Raw genomic sequence first — 15,138 nt, forward strand, 5'->3', positions numbered from 1 at the left:
CCGCACACGCGCGCCCCTCCACGTAAACGGAGGTACAATCGCGCGCCATGAACGCACTTCGCCGCTTCCTGCTCCGGCCAGGCGTCGCGCGACGGTGGCTGTGGGGGTTCCTCCTCGTGACGCTGCTGTCCCGCGCGCTGATGTCGGGCGCCGTGATGCTCGATCCGGACGGTCCGGATGCGGGCTCGGTAGTGCTGTGTTCGGGCCGCGGCCCGCTGATCGTCACCGGCGCCGCGCTGGCCGCCCGCTTCGATGCGGGCGCGCCGATCACACCGGCCAACGATGCGCGCGCACTCGCCGATGCACTGAAGCATGACGCGCATGCCGACCAGGCGGCGTCCTCCGACAACGGCGACAGCCTGTGCGCGTTCGGCGCCGCACTGTTCACCGCGCTCGCGTCGTTCGTGCTGCTGGTGCTGCTGTTTCCCGCGGCGCCGCCGCGGCGCTTCTTCATTCGCTTCGACGGTCTTCCATTCGTGCGATCGATACGCGACGATCGCCCGCCCTCCCGCGCTCCTCCTCTGTTCTGCTGAACGTTTTGCCCCGTGACGCGCGCACGTCGACGTGCATGCGCGTTCACGCCGTTCGTTTCGCCCTGACCTGATTCACGCGTTCACCCGAATGCCCGCATCGCGCGGGCGACGCCGCCCTGCGCACCGTTTGCGCAGCGTGCCGCGCCGCCTGTCGCGGCGATGCACGCATGCGGGTGCGACGCACGTCGACCGCAGCCGGCCCGCGCCGGTCGCGCCGCTCGACGCACCCGAGGAGTTCACACCATGTCGACCACCGTCGATCGGGCCATCTCGCCCGCCCGTTCCGCCAGCGCCGGTTACCGGACGCTCTGGCGCTGGCATTTCTACGCCGGCCTGTTCGTGATGCCGTTCCTCGTGATCCTCGCGATCACGGGCACGCTCTACTGCTTCCAGCCGCAGATCGAACCGCTGCTGTATCCGCACCGGCTGGTCGTCGAACCGAGCGCGACGCCGCGGCTCGATGCCGACACGCTGCTCGCCCGCGCACGCACCGCGATGCCGGCCGGCGCCACGCCGGTGTCCGTGCAGGTCGCCACCGCGCCGGACCGCAGCGCCGAGTACGTATTCCGGCTGCGCGACGGCAGCCGCGAGAGCGTGTACGTGAACCCGTACGACGGCAGCGTGCTCGGCACGCTGAGCGTCGAGAACCGCTTCATGCAGATCGACCGGATGCTGCATCGCAAGCTGCTGCTCGGCAAGACCGGCGAGTTGCTGATGGAGCTCGCCGCCTGCTGGACCTTCGTGATGATCGGCACCGGCGTCGCGCTGTGGTGGCCGCGCGGTACGGCCCGCGTCGGGCGCGCGCTGCGGCCCGACCTGTCGCTGCGCGGCCGGCCGCTGTGGAAGAGCATTCACGCGTCGGCCGGCATCTGGCTCGCGGCCGGCACGGTCGCGTTCATCCTGACGGGGCTGCCGTGGTCGGGCTCGTGGGGCAAGAATTTCAAGGCGCTCGCCGCGACCGTGAACCTCGGTGCGCCGGAAGGCGCGTGGGGCGGCGGGTCGATCCGCTCGACGCGCCCGGGTGCCGCCGTGACGGCCGGGCACACGCCTGCGCAGCCGGCCATGTCGTCCGGCCATCACCACGATTCCGGCGAATCGATGCCGGGAATGGTGATGGACGACCTGCCGTTGCCGCAAACGCCGTGGGCGGTCGGCAACGTGCCCGTGCCGCATTCGCCGTCGGCGCCGGCACCCGCGCCGCTGCCGCTGGCCCGCGCGATCGCGATCGTCGCCGGGCTCGGCGTGACGAGCGGCTACACGCTCGCGTTGCCGTCCGGCGCGGATGGCGTGTTCACCGCGTCGTACTTTCCGGCCGACCCGAAGGCCGAACGCACGATCTACGTCGACCAGTACAGCGGCGCCGTCCTGAAGGACATCCGCTACGGCGACTACGGCGCGGTATCGAAAGCCGTGTCGTACGGCACGTCGCTGCACATGGGCCGTTATTTCGGGCTCGCGAACCAGATCCTTTGCGCAGTGTTGTCGCTCGGGCTGGCCGCGATGGCCGTCACGGGCACCGTGATGTGGTGGAAACGCCGCCCGGCCGGGAAGCTGGGCGCACCGTCGCGCGAACGCGGCACGCCGCCGATGCGCGGCTGGATCGCCGGGCTCGTGCTGCTCGGCATCGTGTTCCCGCTGATGGGGTTGACGCTCGTCGCGGTCTGGCTGCTCGACCGGCTGCTGTTCGGCCGCGCGGCGCCGGCCGCAGCGTGATCGATGCAAGCGCCTCCCCCATTCGAAGGAAACCGAAACGATGAAGTTCAGATCGATGCTGCCCGCTGCCGTTCTCGCGGCGCTCTCGCCGGGCGGGCACGCACACCCACAGAAAAGCGGCGTCGACGAAGCCGGCGCCACGCTCGCACCGATTCGCGTCGACGCGCAGAAGGCGCCCGCACTGACGCAACCGCTCGACACCGGCAGCCATCTCGGGCTGTCGCCGCTCGAAACGCCCGCGAGCGTCGAGCAGATCGGCCGCGCGACCCTCGACACGCGCGGCGACAGTTCGATCGTCGACGCAGTGAGCCGCGCCGCCGGCATCAGCGCGTCGCCGCATCCCGGCAACGGCGATTCGGAGCTCGCCGCGCGCGGCTTCGTCGGCGCGTCGTCGGTCACGCAGCTCTACGACGGCGTGCGCCCGTACGGCGCGATCGGCGTCACGTTCCCGTTCGACACGTGGTCGGTCGACCATATCGACGTGCTGCGCGGCCCCGCTTCGGTGATCTACGGCGAAGGCGCGATCGGCGGCGTGGTCAACATCGTGCCGAAGAAGCCGACGCGCACGCCGATCCGCAACGAGCTGCAGGTCGGCGGCGGCACCGAAGGCACGGCGCGCGCCGCGTTCGGCAGCGGCGGCGCGATCGACGACAAGCTGTCGTACCGCTTCGACATCAGCGGCAACCGCTCGTCGAACTGGGTCGATCGCGGCGACTCGCGCAACCTGTCGGTCTCGGGCGCGCTGCGCTACGACGTGACGCCCGACCTGTACGTGACGGCGTCGTACGCGCAGGGCTTCCAGCATCCGATGCGGTATTTCGGCGCGCCGCTCGTCGGCGGCGCGCGCGATCGCGCGCTCGACGAGAAGAACTACAACGTCGGCGACGCCGACATCGCGTTCCGCGACAGCTGGGCCACCGTGTCGGCGAACTGGCAGCCGAGCGACGGCCTGAACGTGACGAGCACGCTGTACCGGATGAAGAGCAATCGTCACTGGAAGGATGCGGAGTACTACACGTACGTGCCGTCGAGCGCGCAAGTGCGGCGCAGCAGCTACACCGAGATCTTTCATGATCAGGCGCAGTACGGCAACGTGACGACGGCCACCGTCGACAGCGCGCCGTTCGGCATGCGCAACACGTTTTCGGCGGGCGTCGAGTTCAACCACACGACGTTCCAGCACGACAACAACTCGCCGTATTCGGGCACGTCGACGGTCGATCCGTTCGACTTCGATCCGGGCGGTTTCATCAATACGGCCGGCACGTTTCCGAAGTACCGCAGCCAGTCGAACCAGTACGCGCTGTTCGCGGAGAACCGGCTCGCGATCACGCCGCGCTGGTCGGTGATCGGCGGGCTGCGCTACGACCATGCGAGCGTGAACCGCGACGATCTCGTGAACGGCGGCGCATTCACGAAGGTGTTCGCGAACACGGGCTGGCGCGTCGGCACCGTGTACGACGTGCGGCCCGGTCTCGCCGTGTACGGCCAGTATTCGGTCGCGGCCGATCCGGTCAGCTCGCTGCTGTCGCTGAATGCGTCGAAGGCGAACTTCACGCTCGCGACCGGCCGCCAGATCGAGATCGGCGTGAAGCAGTCGTTCCTCGACGGCAAGGCGGAATGGACGCTGGCCGCGTACCGGATCGTGAAGAGCAATCTCCTGACGGCCGACCCGGCGAACCCGAACCAGTCGATCCAGGTCGGCCAGCAGTCGTCGCGCGGGCTGGAGGCGACGGTCGGTGCGGAGATCGCGAAGGACTGGCGCGTCGATGCGAACGTGTCGATCCTGCGCGCGAAATACGACGATTTCCAGCAGTCGTCCGGCGGCGCGACCGTATCGCGCGCGGACAACGTGCCGGTGTCGGTGCCGCAGCGTCTGGCGAACCTGTGGGTGAGCTGGCGCTTCGCGCCGGACTGGACGGGCATCGCGGGCGTCAGGTACGTCGGCAAGCGCTTCGCCGATACCGCGAACCAGCTCGTGATGCCGTCGTACACGACCGTCGACCTCGGCCTCGCGTGGAAGCCGCGCAAGGACACGACGATCGCCGCCCGCGCGTACAACGTGTTCAATCGTCGTTACGTGCAGTCCGCGTACTACAACGAGACGCAGTATCTGCTCGGCAACGACCGGCGGCTCGAGGTGCTGGCGAACTACCGGTTCTGATGCGGCGCGCCGCCGCATACGCGGCGGCGGGTCGGTCAGCCTTCGGTATCGCGGCGGCCGACCCGGACGCATCGATCAAGTACGCGGCCCCGCCATCCACTTCCGGTAGCGTCGCGTCTGGCACTGCGCGGCCAGTTGCTGCTTCACCAGCGCGCGCAGCGGCGACACCTGCGGGTGCGTACGACGCCCTTCGCTGAGCCGCGTGAGCTGGAACTTGACGACGGCCATGTTCGCCAGCGCGCCCAGCGCCTTGTTCTTCCAGCGGATCGGCTGCAGCACCGGCGCGCTGTCCTTGCCGGCGCGCCAGTCGCGCGGCAGGTTCGGGTCGATCGACAGCGCGGTCGCGATGCCGACCATCGCCACGCCGCTGTTCACCACCTGCTCGGCGACCGCACGACGCCGGATTCCGCCCGTGACCATCAGCGGCATCCGCGCGACGGCCGTGATGTCGCGCGCGAATTCGAGGAAATACGCTTCGCGCGCGAGCGTGCGCCCGTCGCGCGCCTCGCCCTGCATCGCCGGCACTTCATAGCTGCCGCCCGACAGTTCGACGAGATCGACGCCGAGCGGATTCAGCAATTCGACCACGCGCTTCGCGTCGTCCGCGCTGAAACCGCCGCGCTGGAAATCGGCCGAATTCAGCTTCACCGCGACGGCGAAGGCCGGCGATACCGTCGCGCGCACCGCCTTCACGATATCGAGCAGCAGGCGTGCGCGATTCTCGATGCTGCCGCCCCATTGATCCTGCCGGCGGTTCGTCAGCGGCGACAGGAACTGGCTCAGCAGATAGCCGTGCGCCGCATGCACCTGCACGCCGGTGAAGCCGCTTTGCTCCGCGAGCCGCGCGGCACGCACGAAACGCTGCTGCACGTCGGCGATATCGGCCGCCGTCATTTCCTTCGGCACCGGAAACTGCTTCGACAGCGCGCCGAGCGCGAGCGGCACGGCCGACGGCGCGAGCGTCGTCTGGCCGAGCGCCGCCTGCATCTGGCGCCCGGGGTGATTGATCTGCATCCACACGTGCCCGCCGCCCGAGCGGGCGATCTGCGCCCAGCGGCGGAAACGGTCGAGATGCGCGTCGCTTTCGAGCACGACGCCGTTCGGCCCCGTCATCGCGCGGCCGTCCACCATCACGTTGCCGGTCAGGATCAGGCCGGCCTGACCGTCGGCCCACGCCTGGTACAGGCGCAGCAACGCATCGGACGGCGCGTGGTCCGCATCGGCCATGTTTTCTTCCATCGCGGCCTTGGCCAGACGGTTCGGAATCACCGCCCCGTTGGGCAGTGTGAGGGGCGCAAACAGATTCATGGTGGCAAATCCTCGATTGACGATGGCCCACGATAACTTTAAAGTCAACTTTAAGGTCAAGCCTTTTTGGAGCCCAACATGAAAATCGGCGAACTGGCGAAGGCGAGCGGCCTCGCCGCGTCGCGCATCCGTTTCTACGAAGCGAGCGGCCTGCTCGAACCGGCCCGCCGGCAGGCGAACGGCTATCGGGAATACGGGCCGGAAGCGTTGACGCGGCTCGCGATCATCGACCGCGCGCAGTGTGCGGGCTTCTCGCTCGACGAGATCCGCGCGGTGCTGCCGCCCGATCTCGGCGCATGGCCGCACGACGAACTGCTGGTCGCGCTGCGGCACAAGGTCGACGAGATCGCGCTGCTCGAACGGCGGCTCGCGCAGAACCGTCAGCACCTCGAGACGTTGATCGACGAAATCGAGAACAAGCCCGAAGGCGAGGATTGCGCGAGCGCCGCGCAACGGATGCTCGACCGGCTCTGCGAGCAGGCCAGCCAGCCACTGGAGTCCGCACCCGCGGTGCGGCCGACGCGCAAGCGCGCGTGAGGGATTGCGTTGCGGGATTACGCTACGCCGTCCGTCGATCCATCCATTTGCGCCGTGGCGAAACGGGTTGACGCATAGGCGTCGGCTGCCGCAGCGCAATCTCATGTCCCCCATTCATATGACAGCCCCCCGCATCAGAGAATGTCTCGTCGCCGCGCTGCTGATGTTCGGCATCGGCGGCGCCTTCGCCAGGACTTGCGCCGACACGCCTGCGTCGTTCGCTTGCCCGGACAAACCCGATCTGCCGGACGAGATCGTCGCGCAGCTTCCGGCCGGCTACGAAGCGATGGACGCCGCATCCGGCCAGTTGACCGATAGCACGCGCAACGGCTACGTCGTCGTCGCGCACCGACCCGACGACTCGATGGCCAACGCGTCGCTGCGTCCGCTGATGATCTTCCTGCAAGGCAAGGACGGGCGCTACCGGCTGGCCGCGCGCAACGACACTGTGATCATGAAAGCCGACGAAGGCGGCATGGACGACCCGTATCTCGATGGCGTCGCCGACAACGCGCTCACGGTCGGCGCTCGCGCCTTCACGGTCGAACAGGGGGTATTTGCGGGCCACAACCATTGGCGCGACCGCATCACGTTTCGCTACGACATCTCACACCGTACGTGGGTGTTTCATCGCGACGTGTTCCGGAACTGGCGATTCAACTATGACGAGGACGGCGATGCGCTAAAGGCCGACCCGGTACGCATTACGCGCGCCAATGCGGCCAAGCCCGTCACGTTCGAAGCGTGGCGACCGCGTGACTGGTGCGATTCGGCGGAGCGGCGCGAAAGTGATCCGGCTTGCCGCACGCATTGATGGCGGCACTGCCGCTGCCGATGCGCGCCAATAGCGGGCCCGAAGCACGGCGCAGCGCGGCGCGGCTGCACCGATTTGCTTACGTCGCAGGTAATCGACGCGCGCGTCCCGCGCCGCGATCATGGCTCCATCGATTCACGCACCGCATCCCGCCAAGGAGCCCGCCATGACCGCCTACGCCATCGCCCACCTGCACGACGTCGAGATGTGCGACGACATCGTCGAATACCTCGAACGGATCGACGGCACGCTCGCGCCATACGACGGCCATTTCGTGATTCACGGCGCACGGCCGGAAGTGCGCGAAGGCGTGTGGCGCGGCGACCTGATCGCGATCGCGTTTCCCGATCTCGACACGGCGCGCGCATGGTACGAATCGGACGCGTACCGGCAGATTCAGCCGCTGCGCGCACGACACGCGAGCGGCCCGTTGATCCTGATCGACGGCGTCGACGAACGGCACAAGGCGACCGACATCCTGCGCTGAGGCTCGATGCGCGTGGCGTTCCCTACGCGCTCGACGCCGCGCTGCGTGGCGCACCATCGGCACGCCACGCAGGCCGCGACGCGCGGGCGGCTGCCGCGTCAGATCCCGTCGAGCGGCTGCCCCGGCTGCCACGCATCGATGGTCGCCTTAGCCCGCGCGCGATCGCGCGCCGACAGTTCCCCTTCGAGCGCGCGTGCAGTCGCCTCGGAGAACTCGACCTTGCGGCTGCCTTTCCCGGCCTTCACCGCGGCAAGATAGAACGTGTACGCGGTCGACAGGTTCTGCTTCACGCCGCGCCCTTGCTGGTAGAGCGTACCCATGCTTTCGAGCCCCAGCGGATCGCCCTGGCGCGCAGCGGCGCGATACAGCACGACGGCTTTCTCGAGGTCTTGGGGCAGCTTCATCCCCATGTCGTACATCATGCCGAGCGCGCTCTGTGCGGGTGCGTAGCCGCGATCGGCCGCCATCTGGAAGCAGTCCGCCGCCACGCGGAAATAGCGCTTGGCCGGATTCTCCTCGTGCCGGAACAACTGCCACGCGGCATCGTCGATCTGCACGCCCATGTCGTATTGCATCTTCGCGTCGCCGTGCTGGGCCGCGAGAAAACTCCACTTCACCGCCTGCTCTGCGTCCTGGTAGCGGTAGTAATCACCGAGCAGCGCAGCCGCTTCGACGTTACCCGCGTTCGCTGCGGTCGTGAGTTCGGGGATGGCAGTCTTGTAGTCGTTCTTCTTGTAGGCGGCAAATGCGTCCCGCAGATCCGCAAACGCCGGCGCAACGGCCAGCGCAAGGCTCAACGCCAATAAGGTCTTCTTCATTGCTCTCGATATTGTGATTATTCGATCGGATCGCGGCGCGGTGCGACGTCGTGCCCTCGAGCGTCGCGCCGCGCATGCAGCCGTCCGGTGCGCGTCGTCGTTCCGGGCACCGCATGGCGGAGCCTGTCACACCGGAAGGCTCCCCTTTTACCGCATCCGCCAATCCGTCGTCAATGAAGCGCCTTCGGCCAGCCGCGCCGCCTACGCGTTCCGCTCCATCGGCTCGCCGACGACGAAGCCGCCGCCCTGGAACCGCTGCGCGGGATCGTCGTAATCGGCGGTCGGCGCCGTCACCGGAAACAACCCGGCGAACTGCTCGGAGCTGTCGCGCGGGCGGAAGCCGAGGAAGCCGACCTTCGTGTTGTCCCACCACTTCACCGGGTTGTCCGACGCGCCGTAGACGATCGCGTGGCCGACACGATTCGTCAGCAGCGAGCAGCGCACGAGCTCGATGAAGTCGCGATAGCTGAGAAACGTGACGAGCATGCGCGGGTTCTTCGGCACCTCGAACGACGAGCCGATCCGCAGGCAGACGGTTTCGATCCCGAAGCGGTCGAAGTAGTAGCGCGACAGCGATTCGCCGAAGCACTTCGTCACCCCGTACAGGCTGTCGGGGCGCAGCGGCGAATCGGCGTCGAGCACTTCGGTGACCGGATGGAAACCGATCGCATGGTTCGAGCTCGCGAACACGACGCGCTTCACGCCGTGCTTGCGCGCGGCTTCGTACAGGTTGTACGTGCCGGTGATGTTCGCGCCGACCAGATCGTCGAACGGCGCATCGACCGAAATGCCGCCGAGGTGAACGATCGCGTCCACGCCGTCGACGAGCTGCATCACGGCCGGCCGGTCGGCCAGGTCGACCTCGCGGATTTCTTCATGCGCGGCCGCGTCGCCCAGCGCCGCGATGTCGCTGACGCGCACGACGTCGGCCCAGTCGGCGAGCGCGCCGCGCAACTGGCGGCCGAGGTTGCCGGCCGCGCCCGTCAGCAGCAGGCGGCCGAACGGTTTGCGCGCGGCGGTGGATGAGGCGTTCATCGAATCTCCTTGAATCTACCCAAATCGGAAAACGTTTTCCAACTATACGCGGACGCGGCGCCGAACGTCAATGGCCGAACCTGCTTGCAGCCATCCGCACTTTCCCGATATCGACCGCTGGCCGCGCGCCGGCTTTTTCTGCCACAATCCGGCGTTATCGAACGAAAACGTTACCCTGCGGATGAAAAAAGTTTCCCCGACGATCCGCGACGTGGCCGCGGAAGCCGGCGTGTCGGTCGCGACGGTCTCGAAGTACGTGAACGGCACGCAGCGCTTCTCGCCGACCGTCGAGGCACGGCTGAAGGACGCCATCGAGCGGCTCGGCTACCGTTCGAACCCGCTCGCGCGCTCGATGATCACCGGCCGCACGCGCACCATCGGCCTCGTGATCCTCGACATCAGCAACCCGCACTTCACGAACGTGGTGAAAGGCGCGAACCGCGTCGCGCTGCAGCACGACTACACGCTGCTGCTCGTCGATACCGAGGAGAGCCAGGCGCGCGAACGTTCGCTGATCGAGGCGCTCGCGCAGCGCGTCGACGGGCTGATCGTCAGTACGCGGATGCCCGACGAGGAAGCCGGCTGGATGCTCGACCTCAACAAGCCGCTCGTGCTGCTGCGTCGCAGCCCGGGCCTGCCGATTCCGAGCGTCGGCATCGACAACCGGCTGTCGACCTACATGCTCGCGCGCCACCTGCTCAACCTCGGCCACACGCGCATCGCGTATCTCGGCTTCGGCACCGCGCGCGTGAACGACGAACGGATTCAGGGCGCGCGCGACTGCCTCGCCGAAGCCGGGCTCACGCTCGACGTGCATGACGCGCATGCGCCGACCGCCGAGGCCGGCGAGCGCGCGTGCTCGCGCGTGATGCTCGGGCCGCAGCGCCCGCAGGCCGTGATCTGCTACAACGACCTGATCGCGCTCGGCTTCATGAAGGAGGCTGCGTCGCTCGGCTTCCGGCTACCGCAGGACGTGTCCGTCGCCGGCATCGACAACGTGCCGTACGGCGCCTACGCGGCGCCCGCGCTGACGACCGTCGACATCCAGAGCGAGAACATGGGCGAGCTCGCGATGCAGAAGCTGATCGACGCGCTCGCCGGGCGCACCGACGCGAGCTATTCGACGTTCGAGCCGCGGCTGATCATGCGCGCGTCGACGGCCGCGGCCGGCTGACGCGGTCGCGACGCGTCACCGTCCCGAACGCAAAAAACGCGCCGTCCGGGGAGGCGCGTTCGTTTGCAACGACGCGATTCACGCGTCGAGTTTCGCGGGCTTCATCTTCGGCACGAGCCCGTGCATCACGGCCAGCGCGATCAGGTAGGCCGACGCGCCGATCGCGAACAGCACCCAATAGTGGCCGGTGCGTTGCAGCACCTGGCCGATCACTTCCGAGAACAGCACGCCGCCGATCGAGCCGGCCATCCCGCCGATGCCGACCACCGACGCGACCGCGCGGCGCGGAAACAGGTCGGACGCGGTCGTGAACAGGTTCGCCGACCAGCCCTGGTGCGCGGCGGCGGCGAGGCCGACGATCAGGACTGCGATCCACAGGCTCTGCACCTGCGACACGAACGCGATCGGCAGCACGCAGCAGGCGCAGATCAGCATCGCCGTCTTGCGCGCACGGTTCACGCTCCAGCCCGCACGCAGCAGCATCGACGACAGCCAGCCGCCGCCGATGCTGCCGACCGTCGTCAGCGCATAGATGCAGACGAGCGGCAAACCGATGTGCTGCATGTCCATCCCGCGCGACTCGTTGAGCCACTTCGGCAGCCAGAACAGGTAGAACCACCACACCGGGTCGGTCAGGAACTTGCCGACCAGGAATGCCCACGTCTCGCGCTTGCGGATGAGTTCGCCCCAGCGCGGCGCGCCGGCGCTCGCATTCGCCGCGTCGAGCGCTTCGGCTTCGTCGCGCGGCTCGTCGTATTCCGCCGCGAGTGCGCGCGTGTCGGCCGTGCGATACATCGCCAGCCACACCGCGAGCCACACGATGCCGATCGCGCCGATGATCACGAACGCCGCGCGCCAGCCGTAGGCCACGGCGATCGCCGGGATGATCGCCGGCGCGAACACCGCGCCGATGTTCGCGCCCGAGTTGAAGATGCCGGTGGCGAGCGCGCGCTCGCGGCGCGGAAACCATTCGGCCGTCGTCTTGATCGCGGCCGGGAAGTTGCCGCCCTCGCCGATGCCGAGCAGCGCGCGCACGAACGCGAACCCCGTCACCGAACCGACCGCCGCGTGCAGCATCGCGGCGATGCTCCACACCAGCATCGCCACCGCGTACGACACCCGCGTGCCGAGCCAGTCGACGATGCGCCCGAAGCCGAGCAGGCCCAGCGCATAGAACGCCGAAAACGCCATCACGATGCGGCCGTACTGCACCTGGCTCCAGCCGATGTCGTGCTGGAGCATCGGCGCGAGCAGGCCGAGGATCTGCCGATCCATGTAGTTGATGACGGTCGCGAAAAACAGCAGCGCACAGACGGTCCAGCGGTAGCGACTGGCAACCGCGCGCACGGCGCCGACGACGGCAGTGGGCATGAATGTCTCCGATGCGCGGTCGCGCCCGTCGCGCCGCACGAAGTTCGTTGACCGGCGACCGGCGCCGGGGCGAACGGCGGCGCGCGGCTGCGCACGGCACGTTTCGCCGATCCGTCTGGAAAACGTTTTTCAGAGGATAGGGTGTGCACCGGGGCCGTGTCAGTCGGGGATTTCGATGAGTCATCTCAAATTGGTCGCGGTAAAAGAGACGACTGTTCCGCAGATTGGCATTAACCGTTTTTCCCCTGATTTTCCCGCTGGGGCGCGGCGGGCGCGCGGCCGGGAAGACACATGTCCGATTCCAGCCAGAATCGGCGCCGGGGATGGTTTACAGTCGTCCCATGCGCCTCGATCCCGACACCTGTTACGACGCCCTGCTTTCGCGCAACCGCCGCTTCGACGGCTGGTTCTTCGTCGGCGTGGCGACGACCGGCGTGTACTGCCGCCCCGTCTGCCCGGTGAAGCCGCCGAAGGCGCGCAACTGCAGCTACTACCCGACCGCCGCGGCCGCCGAGAAAGCCGGCTTCCGGCCCTGCATGCGCTGCCGCCCCGAGCTCGCGCCCGGCCACGGGCTGCTCGACCTGTCCGGCAATCTCGCCGACGCGGCCGCGACGCTGATCGACGACGGATTCCTGAACGCGCATTCCGTCGATGCGCTCGCACGGCGCGTCGGCGTGACCGAACGCCATCTGCGCCGCATCTTCGGCGCGCAGTTCGGCGTGTCGCCGGTCGAGTTCGCGCAGACGCAGCGGCTGCTGATGGCCAAGCGGCTGCTGACCGATACCGCGCTGCCGGTGGCCGTCGTCGCGTCGACGGCCGGGTTCGGCAGCGTTCGGCGCTTCAACGACCTGTTCCGCCAGCGCTACGGCCTCAATCCGCTGCGGCTGCGCAAAGGGGCCGGCGCATCGGCCGACGGCGACATGACCTTCCCGCTGCCGTACCGGCCGCCGTTCGCATGGGCCGACCTGATGCGTTTTCTCGCGCAGCGGCAGATCGATGGCGTCGAGCGGATCGATGCGCAGCGTTATGCGCGCATCGTCGAGCTGCCGGACCGGAACGGCGGCCGCCGCTTGGCCGGCTGGCTGTCCGTCGCGCACGTGCCGCAGCGCTTCGCGCTGGCCGTCACCGTGTCGCCCGCGCTGACGCCGGTCGTGCCGGCCGTGCTCGCACGCGTGCGCCGGCTGTTCGATCTGGACAGCCGCCCCGACGTGATCGACGCGCATCTCGGCGATCTCGCGAGCGGCTCGCCGGGCCTGCGCGTGCCCGGTGCGTTCGACGGCCTCGAGATTGCGATCCGTGCCCTCGCGGGCGAGCAGCTTGCGGCCGCGCAGGCGGATACGCCGTTGCTCGCACGAATTGCGGCACGCTTCGGTCACTCGGTCGACGGCGCGCCGCAGGGCCTCACGCACGCGCTGCCCTGCGCCGCGACGCTGGCCGCGCTGCCGCCTTCGGCCCTTGAGACGATCGGCATCGAGCGCGACACGGCACGCGCGATCGTGTCGCTCGCCCGTGCCGTCGACGACGGCACGCTCGCGCTCGAACCGATGGCGCCGCTCGACGCGACGCTCGCCGCGCTGCGCGCGCTGCCCGGCTTCGACGAACGCGCGGTGCAGTACGTCGCGATGCGCGCGATGGCGTGGCCGAACGCATTTCCCGCCGACGATGCATGGCTGCCCACCCGCACCGAACCCGCGCGCGGGCCGTCCTCCGCGCCGCACGCGGCGACCCGCTGGGCGCCGTGGCGCGCGTATGCCGCATTGCATGCATGGCGCCTTCATGGAGAAATGTCGCGATGGCTCCCGCTCACCTGATTTCGAGCCCGCTGGGCGACATTGCCGTGCGCATCGAGGACGATGTGCTGACCGGCCTGTACTTCGTCGGCCAGAAATACTTCCCGCCGCTGGCGATCGTGCGCGAAGCGGACGCGCTCGCCCGCTCGCCGGTCGCCCGCCGCGTCGCCGAAGAAATCGCCGAATACTTCACCGGTGCACGCGACACGTTTTCGGTGCCGATCCACCTGCGCGGCACTGCGTTTCAGCGACGGGTATGGCAGGAACTGCTGGCGATTCCGTTCGGCGAACTCGTGTCGTACGGCGACATCACCGAGCGCGTCGGGCTGCCGATGAGCGGTGCGCGCGCGGTAGGCGGCGCGGTCGGCCGCAATCCGGTATCGATCATCGTGCCGTGCCATCGCGTGGTCGGCGCGTCGGGCAGCCTGACCGGTTATGCGGGCGGCGTCGACCGCAAACGTGCACTGCTGTCGCTCGAAGGCGCGGGGTTTTCGCGCGGCGCCCGGCACCCGGTGCAGCAGGCGCTGGCGTTCTGATGGAGGGTGCGCGTCACGCGCTCGACACCGGCCGGCGCGCTTCACGCTTCGCATACGCGCCGGGCGTCACGCGGAATTTCGCGTGGAACAGCGCGATGAAGGACGACGTCGAGTCGTAACCCAGTTGCGCGGCCACCGCGCCGATCGGCGCACCCGCATCGAGCAGCGGCAGCGACGCGAGCAGCCGCACGGCCTGCCGCCATTCGGTGAACGACAGCCCCGTGTCCTGCCGGAACAGGCGCGACAGCGTGCGCCGCGTCGCGCCGACCCGATGGCCCCATTCGTCGAGACTGCGCGTATCGCCCGGCGCCGCATGCAACGCGCGCGCGATTTTCAGCAGGCGCGGATCGCGCGGCAGCGGCACCGTGAGCGGCGCCGGCTGCATGCGCGCGATCCGGTCCGCGATCAGGCACACGAGCGCACCGTCCGGCCCCGCCTCGTCGTAGTTCACCGGCAACTCGCCGGTCGCGATCACCAGCTCGCGCAGCAGCGGCGTCATGCACAGGATCGTGCAATCGTCGTTCACGTCGCTGCGCGCGATTGCCTCGTCGAGATACAGGCTGTGGAACGCGACGCCATCGCGCGTCGACACCGCGTGCGGCACGTGTGGCGGAATCCACATCGCATAGTGCGGCGGCAGCAGTTGCCGGCTCGACGGTGTCGTCACCTCGAGCACGCCGCTCGTCGCATACATCAGTTGCGCCCACGGATGACTGTGCGCGTCGACGCTCACGTTGCCGGGAATGCCGAACGCACGCACGTACAGCGGCCTCGGCAGGCGCGCCATCGGCGGCACCGCGTAAGGGCCGCCGGGTTGTCCCGCCAGCAACATAAGACGTCCTCCGAAGGTCATTGCAC

General features: G+C 68.6%; 14 protein-coding genes. 9 read left to right on the forward strand and 5 right to left on the reverse strand.

All coding sequences use genetic code 11. From position 1 onward, the window contains the following. The first annotated feature begins 47 nt into the window (after nucleotides 1-47). From WT53_RS24730 to WT53_RS24740, 3 genes are all read left to right on the forward strand, one after another. Nucleotides 48-533 carry a hypothetical protein gene (locus WT53_RS24730; RefSeq protein ID WP_034205547.1) on the forward strand — a complete coding sequence of 162 codons (486 nt, stop codon included), beginning with the start codon at nucleotides 48-50 and terminating at the stop codon, nucleotides 531-533. Between the two features lie 243 nt (nucleotides 534-776). Beyond that, nucleotides 777-2,246, forward strand: a complete 1,470-nt coding sequence (locus WT53_RS24735; RefSeq protein ID WP_034205548.1) for a PepSY domain-containing protein — start codon at nucleotides 777-779, stop codon at nucleotides 2,244-2,246. A 40-nt stretch (nucleotides 2,247-2,286) separates the two neighbouring features. Beyond that, nucleotides 2,287-4,410 carry a TonB-dependent siderophore receptor gene (locus WT53_RS24740; protein ID WP_034205549.1) on the forward strand — a complete coding sequence of 708 codons (2,124 nt, stop codon included), beginning with the start codon at nucleotides 2,287-2,289 and terminating at the stop codon, nucleotides 4,408-4,410. Nucleotides 4,411-4,485: 75 nt separating this feature from the next. On the opposite strand, the gene WT53_RS24745 is transcribed toward WT53_RS24740, so the two are convergent. Continuing rightward, entirely contained in the window at nucleotides 4,486-5,718 is a 1,233-nt protein-coding gene (locus WT53_RS24745) for an NADH:flavin oxidoreductase/NADH oxidase family protein (protein ID WP_034205550.1), read from the reverse strand. Nucleotides 5,719-5,796: 78 nt separating this feature from the next. On the opposite strand from WT53_RS24745, the gene WT53_RS24750 reads away from it, so the two are divergent. The 3 genes from WT53_RS24750 to WT53_RS24760 all read left to right on the forward strand — a co-directional run bounded on the left by WT53_RS24750 (nucleotide 5,797) and on the right by WT53_RS24760 (nucleotide 7,556). Further along, a complete protein-coding gene (locus tag WT53_RS24750; RefSeq protein ID WP_034205551.1) occupies nucleotides 5,797-6,255 on the forward strand; it encodes a MerR family transcriptional regulator in 459 nt (152 codons plus the stop codon). Between the two features lie 103 nt (nucleotides 6,256-6,358). Beyond that, nucleotides 6,359-7,069, forward strand: a complete 711-nt coding sequence (locus tag WT53_RS24755) for a hypothetical protein (protein ID WP_230624830.1) — start codon at nucleotides 6,359-6,361, stop codon at nucleotides 7,067-7,069. A 166-nt stretch (nucleotides 7,070-7,235) separates the two neighbouring features. Further along, nucleotides 7,236-7,556 (forward strand): DUF1330 domain-containing protein, encoded by a 321-nt coding sequence (locus tag WT53_RS24760; RefSeq protein ID WP_034205553.1) that lies wholly within the window; start codon nucleotides 7,236-7,238, stop codon nucleotides 7,554-7,556. A 98-nt stretch (nucleotides 7,557-7,654) separates the two neighbouring features. On the opposite strand, the gene WT53_RS24765 is transcribed toward WT53_RS24760, so the two are convergent. Continuing rightward, nucleotides 7,655-8,374, reverse strand: a complete 720-nt coding sequence (locus tag WT53_RS24765) for a tetratricopeptide repeat protein (RefSeq protein WP_080747680.1) — start codon at nucleotides 8,372-8,374, stop codon at nucleotides 7,655-7,657. A gap of 201 nt (nucleotides 8,375-8,575) precedes the next feature. Next, nucleotides 8,576-9,409 (reverse strand): NAD(P)-dependent oxidoreductase, encoded by an 834-nt coding sequence (locus WT53_RS24770; protein ID WP_034205555.1) that lies wholly within the window; start codon nucleotides 9,407-9,409, stop codon nucleotides 8,576-8,578. 70 nt (nucleotides 9,410-9,479) lie between these two features. On the opposite strand from WT53_RS24770, the gene WT53_RS24775 reads away from it, so the two are divergent. After that, nucleotides 9,480-10,583 carry a LacI family DNA-binding transcriptional regulator gene (locus tag WT53_RS24775; protein ID WP_034205556.1) on the forward strand — a complete coding sequence of 368 codons (1,104 nt, stop codon included), beginning with the start codon at nucleotides 9,480-9,482 and terminating at the stop codon, nucleotides 10,581-10,583. A 78-nt stretch (nucleotides 10,584-10,661) separates the two neighbouring features. Here WT53_RS24775 and WT53_RS24780 read toward each other — a convergent pair whose 3' ends face one another. Beyond that, nucleotides 10,662-11,954: an MFS transporter gene (locus WT53_RS24780; protein WP_034206257.1), complete on the reverse strand. Its 1,293-nt coding sequence runs from the start codon at nucleotides 11,952-11,954 to the stop codon at nucleotides 10,662-10,664. 323 nt (nucleotides 11,955-12,277) lie between these two features. Here WT53_RS24780 and WT53_RS24785 point away from each other — a divergent pair, with 323 nt between their 5' ends. Both WT53_RS24785 and WT53_RS24790 read left to right on the forward strand, forming a co-directional pair. Next, nucleotides 12,278-13,765, forward strand: a complete 1,488-nt coding sequence (locus tag WT53_RS24785; RefSeq protein ID WP_034205557.1) for a DNA-3-methyladenine glycosylase 2 family protein — start codon at nucleotides 12,278-12,280, stop codon at nucleotides 13,763-13,765. Further along, nucleotides 13,747-14,280, forward strand: a complete 534-nt coding sequence (locus WT53_RS24790; protein WP_034205558.1) for a methylated-DNA--[protein]-cysteine S-methyltransferase — start codon at nucleotides 13,747-13,749, stop codon at nucleotides 14,278-14,280. Before WT53_RS24785 ends, WT53_RS24790 begins: the two co-directional genes overlap by 19 nt. 13 nt (nucleotides 14,281-14,293) lie before the next feature. On the opposite strand, the gene WT53_RS24795 is transcribed toward WT53_RS24790, so the two are convergent. Then, complete coding sequence (locus WT53_RS24795) at nucleotides 14,294-15,112, reverse strand: helix-turn-helix domain-containing protein (protein WP_034205559.1); 819 nt, start codon at nucleotides 15,110-15,112, stop codon at nucleotides 14,294-14,296. Between the last annotated feature and the right edge of the window lie 26 nt (nucleotides 15,113-15,138).

The sequence above is a fragment of the Burkholderia sp. MSMB2157WGS genome, assembly GCF_001532755.1.
Lineage (GTDB): Bacteria > Pseudomonadota > Gammaproteobacteria > Burkholderiales > Burkholderiaceae > Burkholderia.

Excerpts from the sequence above, each read along its gene's own strand:
- WT53_RS24775 (WP_034205556.1), top strand. The coding sequence starts at position 9,480 with ATGGCCGAACCTGCTTGCAGCCATCCGCACTTTCCCGATATCGACCGC.
- WT53_RS24745 (WP_034205550.1), bottom strand. The coding sequence starts at position 5,718 with ATGAATCTGTTTGCGCCCCTCACACTGCCCAACGGGGCGGTGATTCCG.
- WT53_RS24730 (WP_034205547.1), top strand. The coding sequence starts at position 48 with ATGAACGCACTTCGCCGCTTCCTGCTCCGGCCAGGCGTCGCGCGACGG.
- WT53_RS24740 (WP_034205549.1), top strand. The coding sequence starts at position 2,287 with ATGAAGTTCAGATCGATGCTGCCCGCTGCCGTTCTCGCGGCGCTCTCG.
- WT53_RS24770 (WP_034205555.1), bottom strand. The coding sequence starts at position 9,409 with ATGAACGCCTCATCCACCGCCGCGCGCAAACCGTTCGGCCGCCTGCTG.
- WT53_RS24795 (WP_034205559.1), bottom strand. The coding sequence starts at position 15,112 with ATGTTGCTGGCGGGACAACCCGGCGGCCCTTACGCGGTGCCGCCGATG.
- WT53_RS24790 (WP_034205558.1), top strand. The coding sequence starts at position 13,747 with ATGGCTCCCGCTCACCTGATTTCGAGCCCGCTGGGCGACATTGCCGTG.
- WT53_RS24765 (WP_080747680.1), bottom strand. The coding sequence starts at position 8,374 with ATGAAGAAGACCTTATTGGCGTTGAGCCTTGCGCTGGCCGTTGCGCCG.
- WT53_RS24755 (WP_230624830.1), top strand. The coding sequence starts at position 6,359 with ATGTCCCCCATTCATATGACAGCCCCCCGCATCAGAGAATGTCTCGTC.
- WT53_RS24735 (WP_034205548.1), top strand. The coding sequence starts at position 777 with ATGTCGACCACCGTCGATCGGGCCATCTCGCCCGCCCGTTCCGCCAGC.
- WT53_RS24780 (WP_034206257.1), bottom strand. The coding sequence starts at position 11,954 with ATGCCCACTGCCGTCGTCGGCGCCGTGCGCGCGGTTGCCAGTCGCTAC.
- WT53_RS24750 (WP_034205551.1), top strand. The coding sequence starts at position 5,797 with ATGAAAATCGGCGAACTGGCGAAGGCGAGCGGCCTCGCCGCGTCGCGC.
- WT53_RS24785 (WP_034205557.1), top strand. The coding sequence starts at position 12,278 with ATGGTTTACAGTCGTCCCATGCGCCTCGATCCCGACACCTGTTACGAC.
- WT53_RS24760 (WP_034205553.1), top strand. The coding sequence starts at position 7,236 with ATGACCGCCTACGCCATCGCCCACCTGCACGACGTCGAGATGTGCGAC.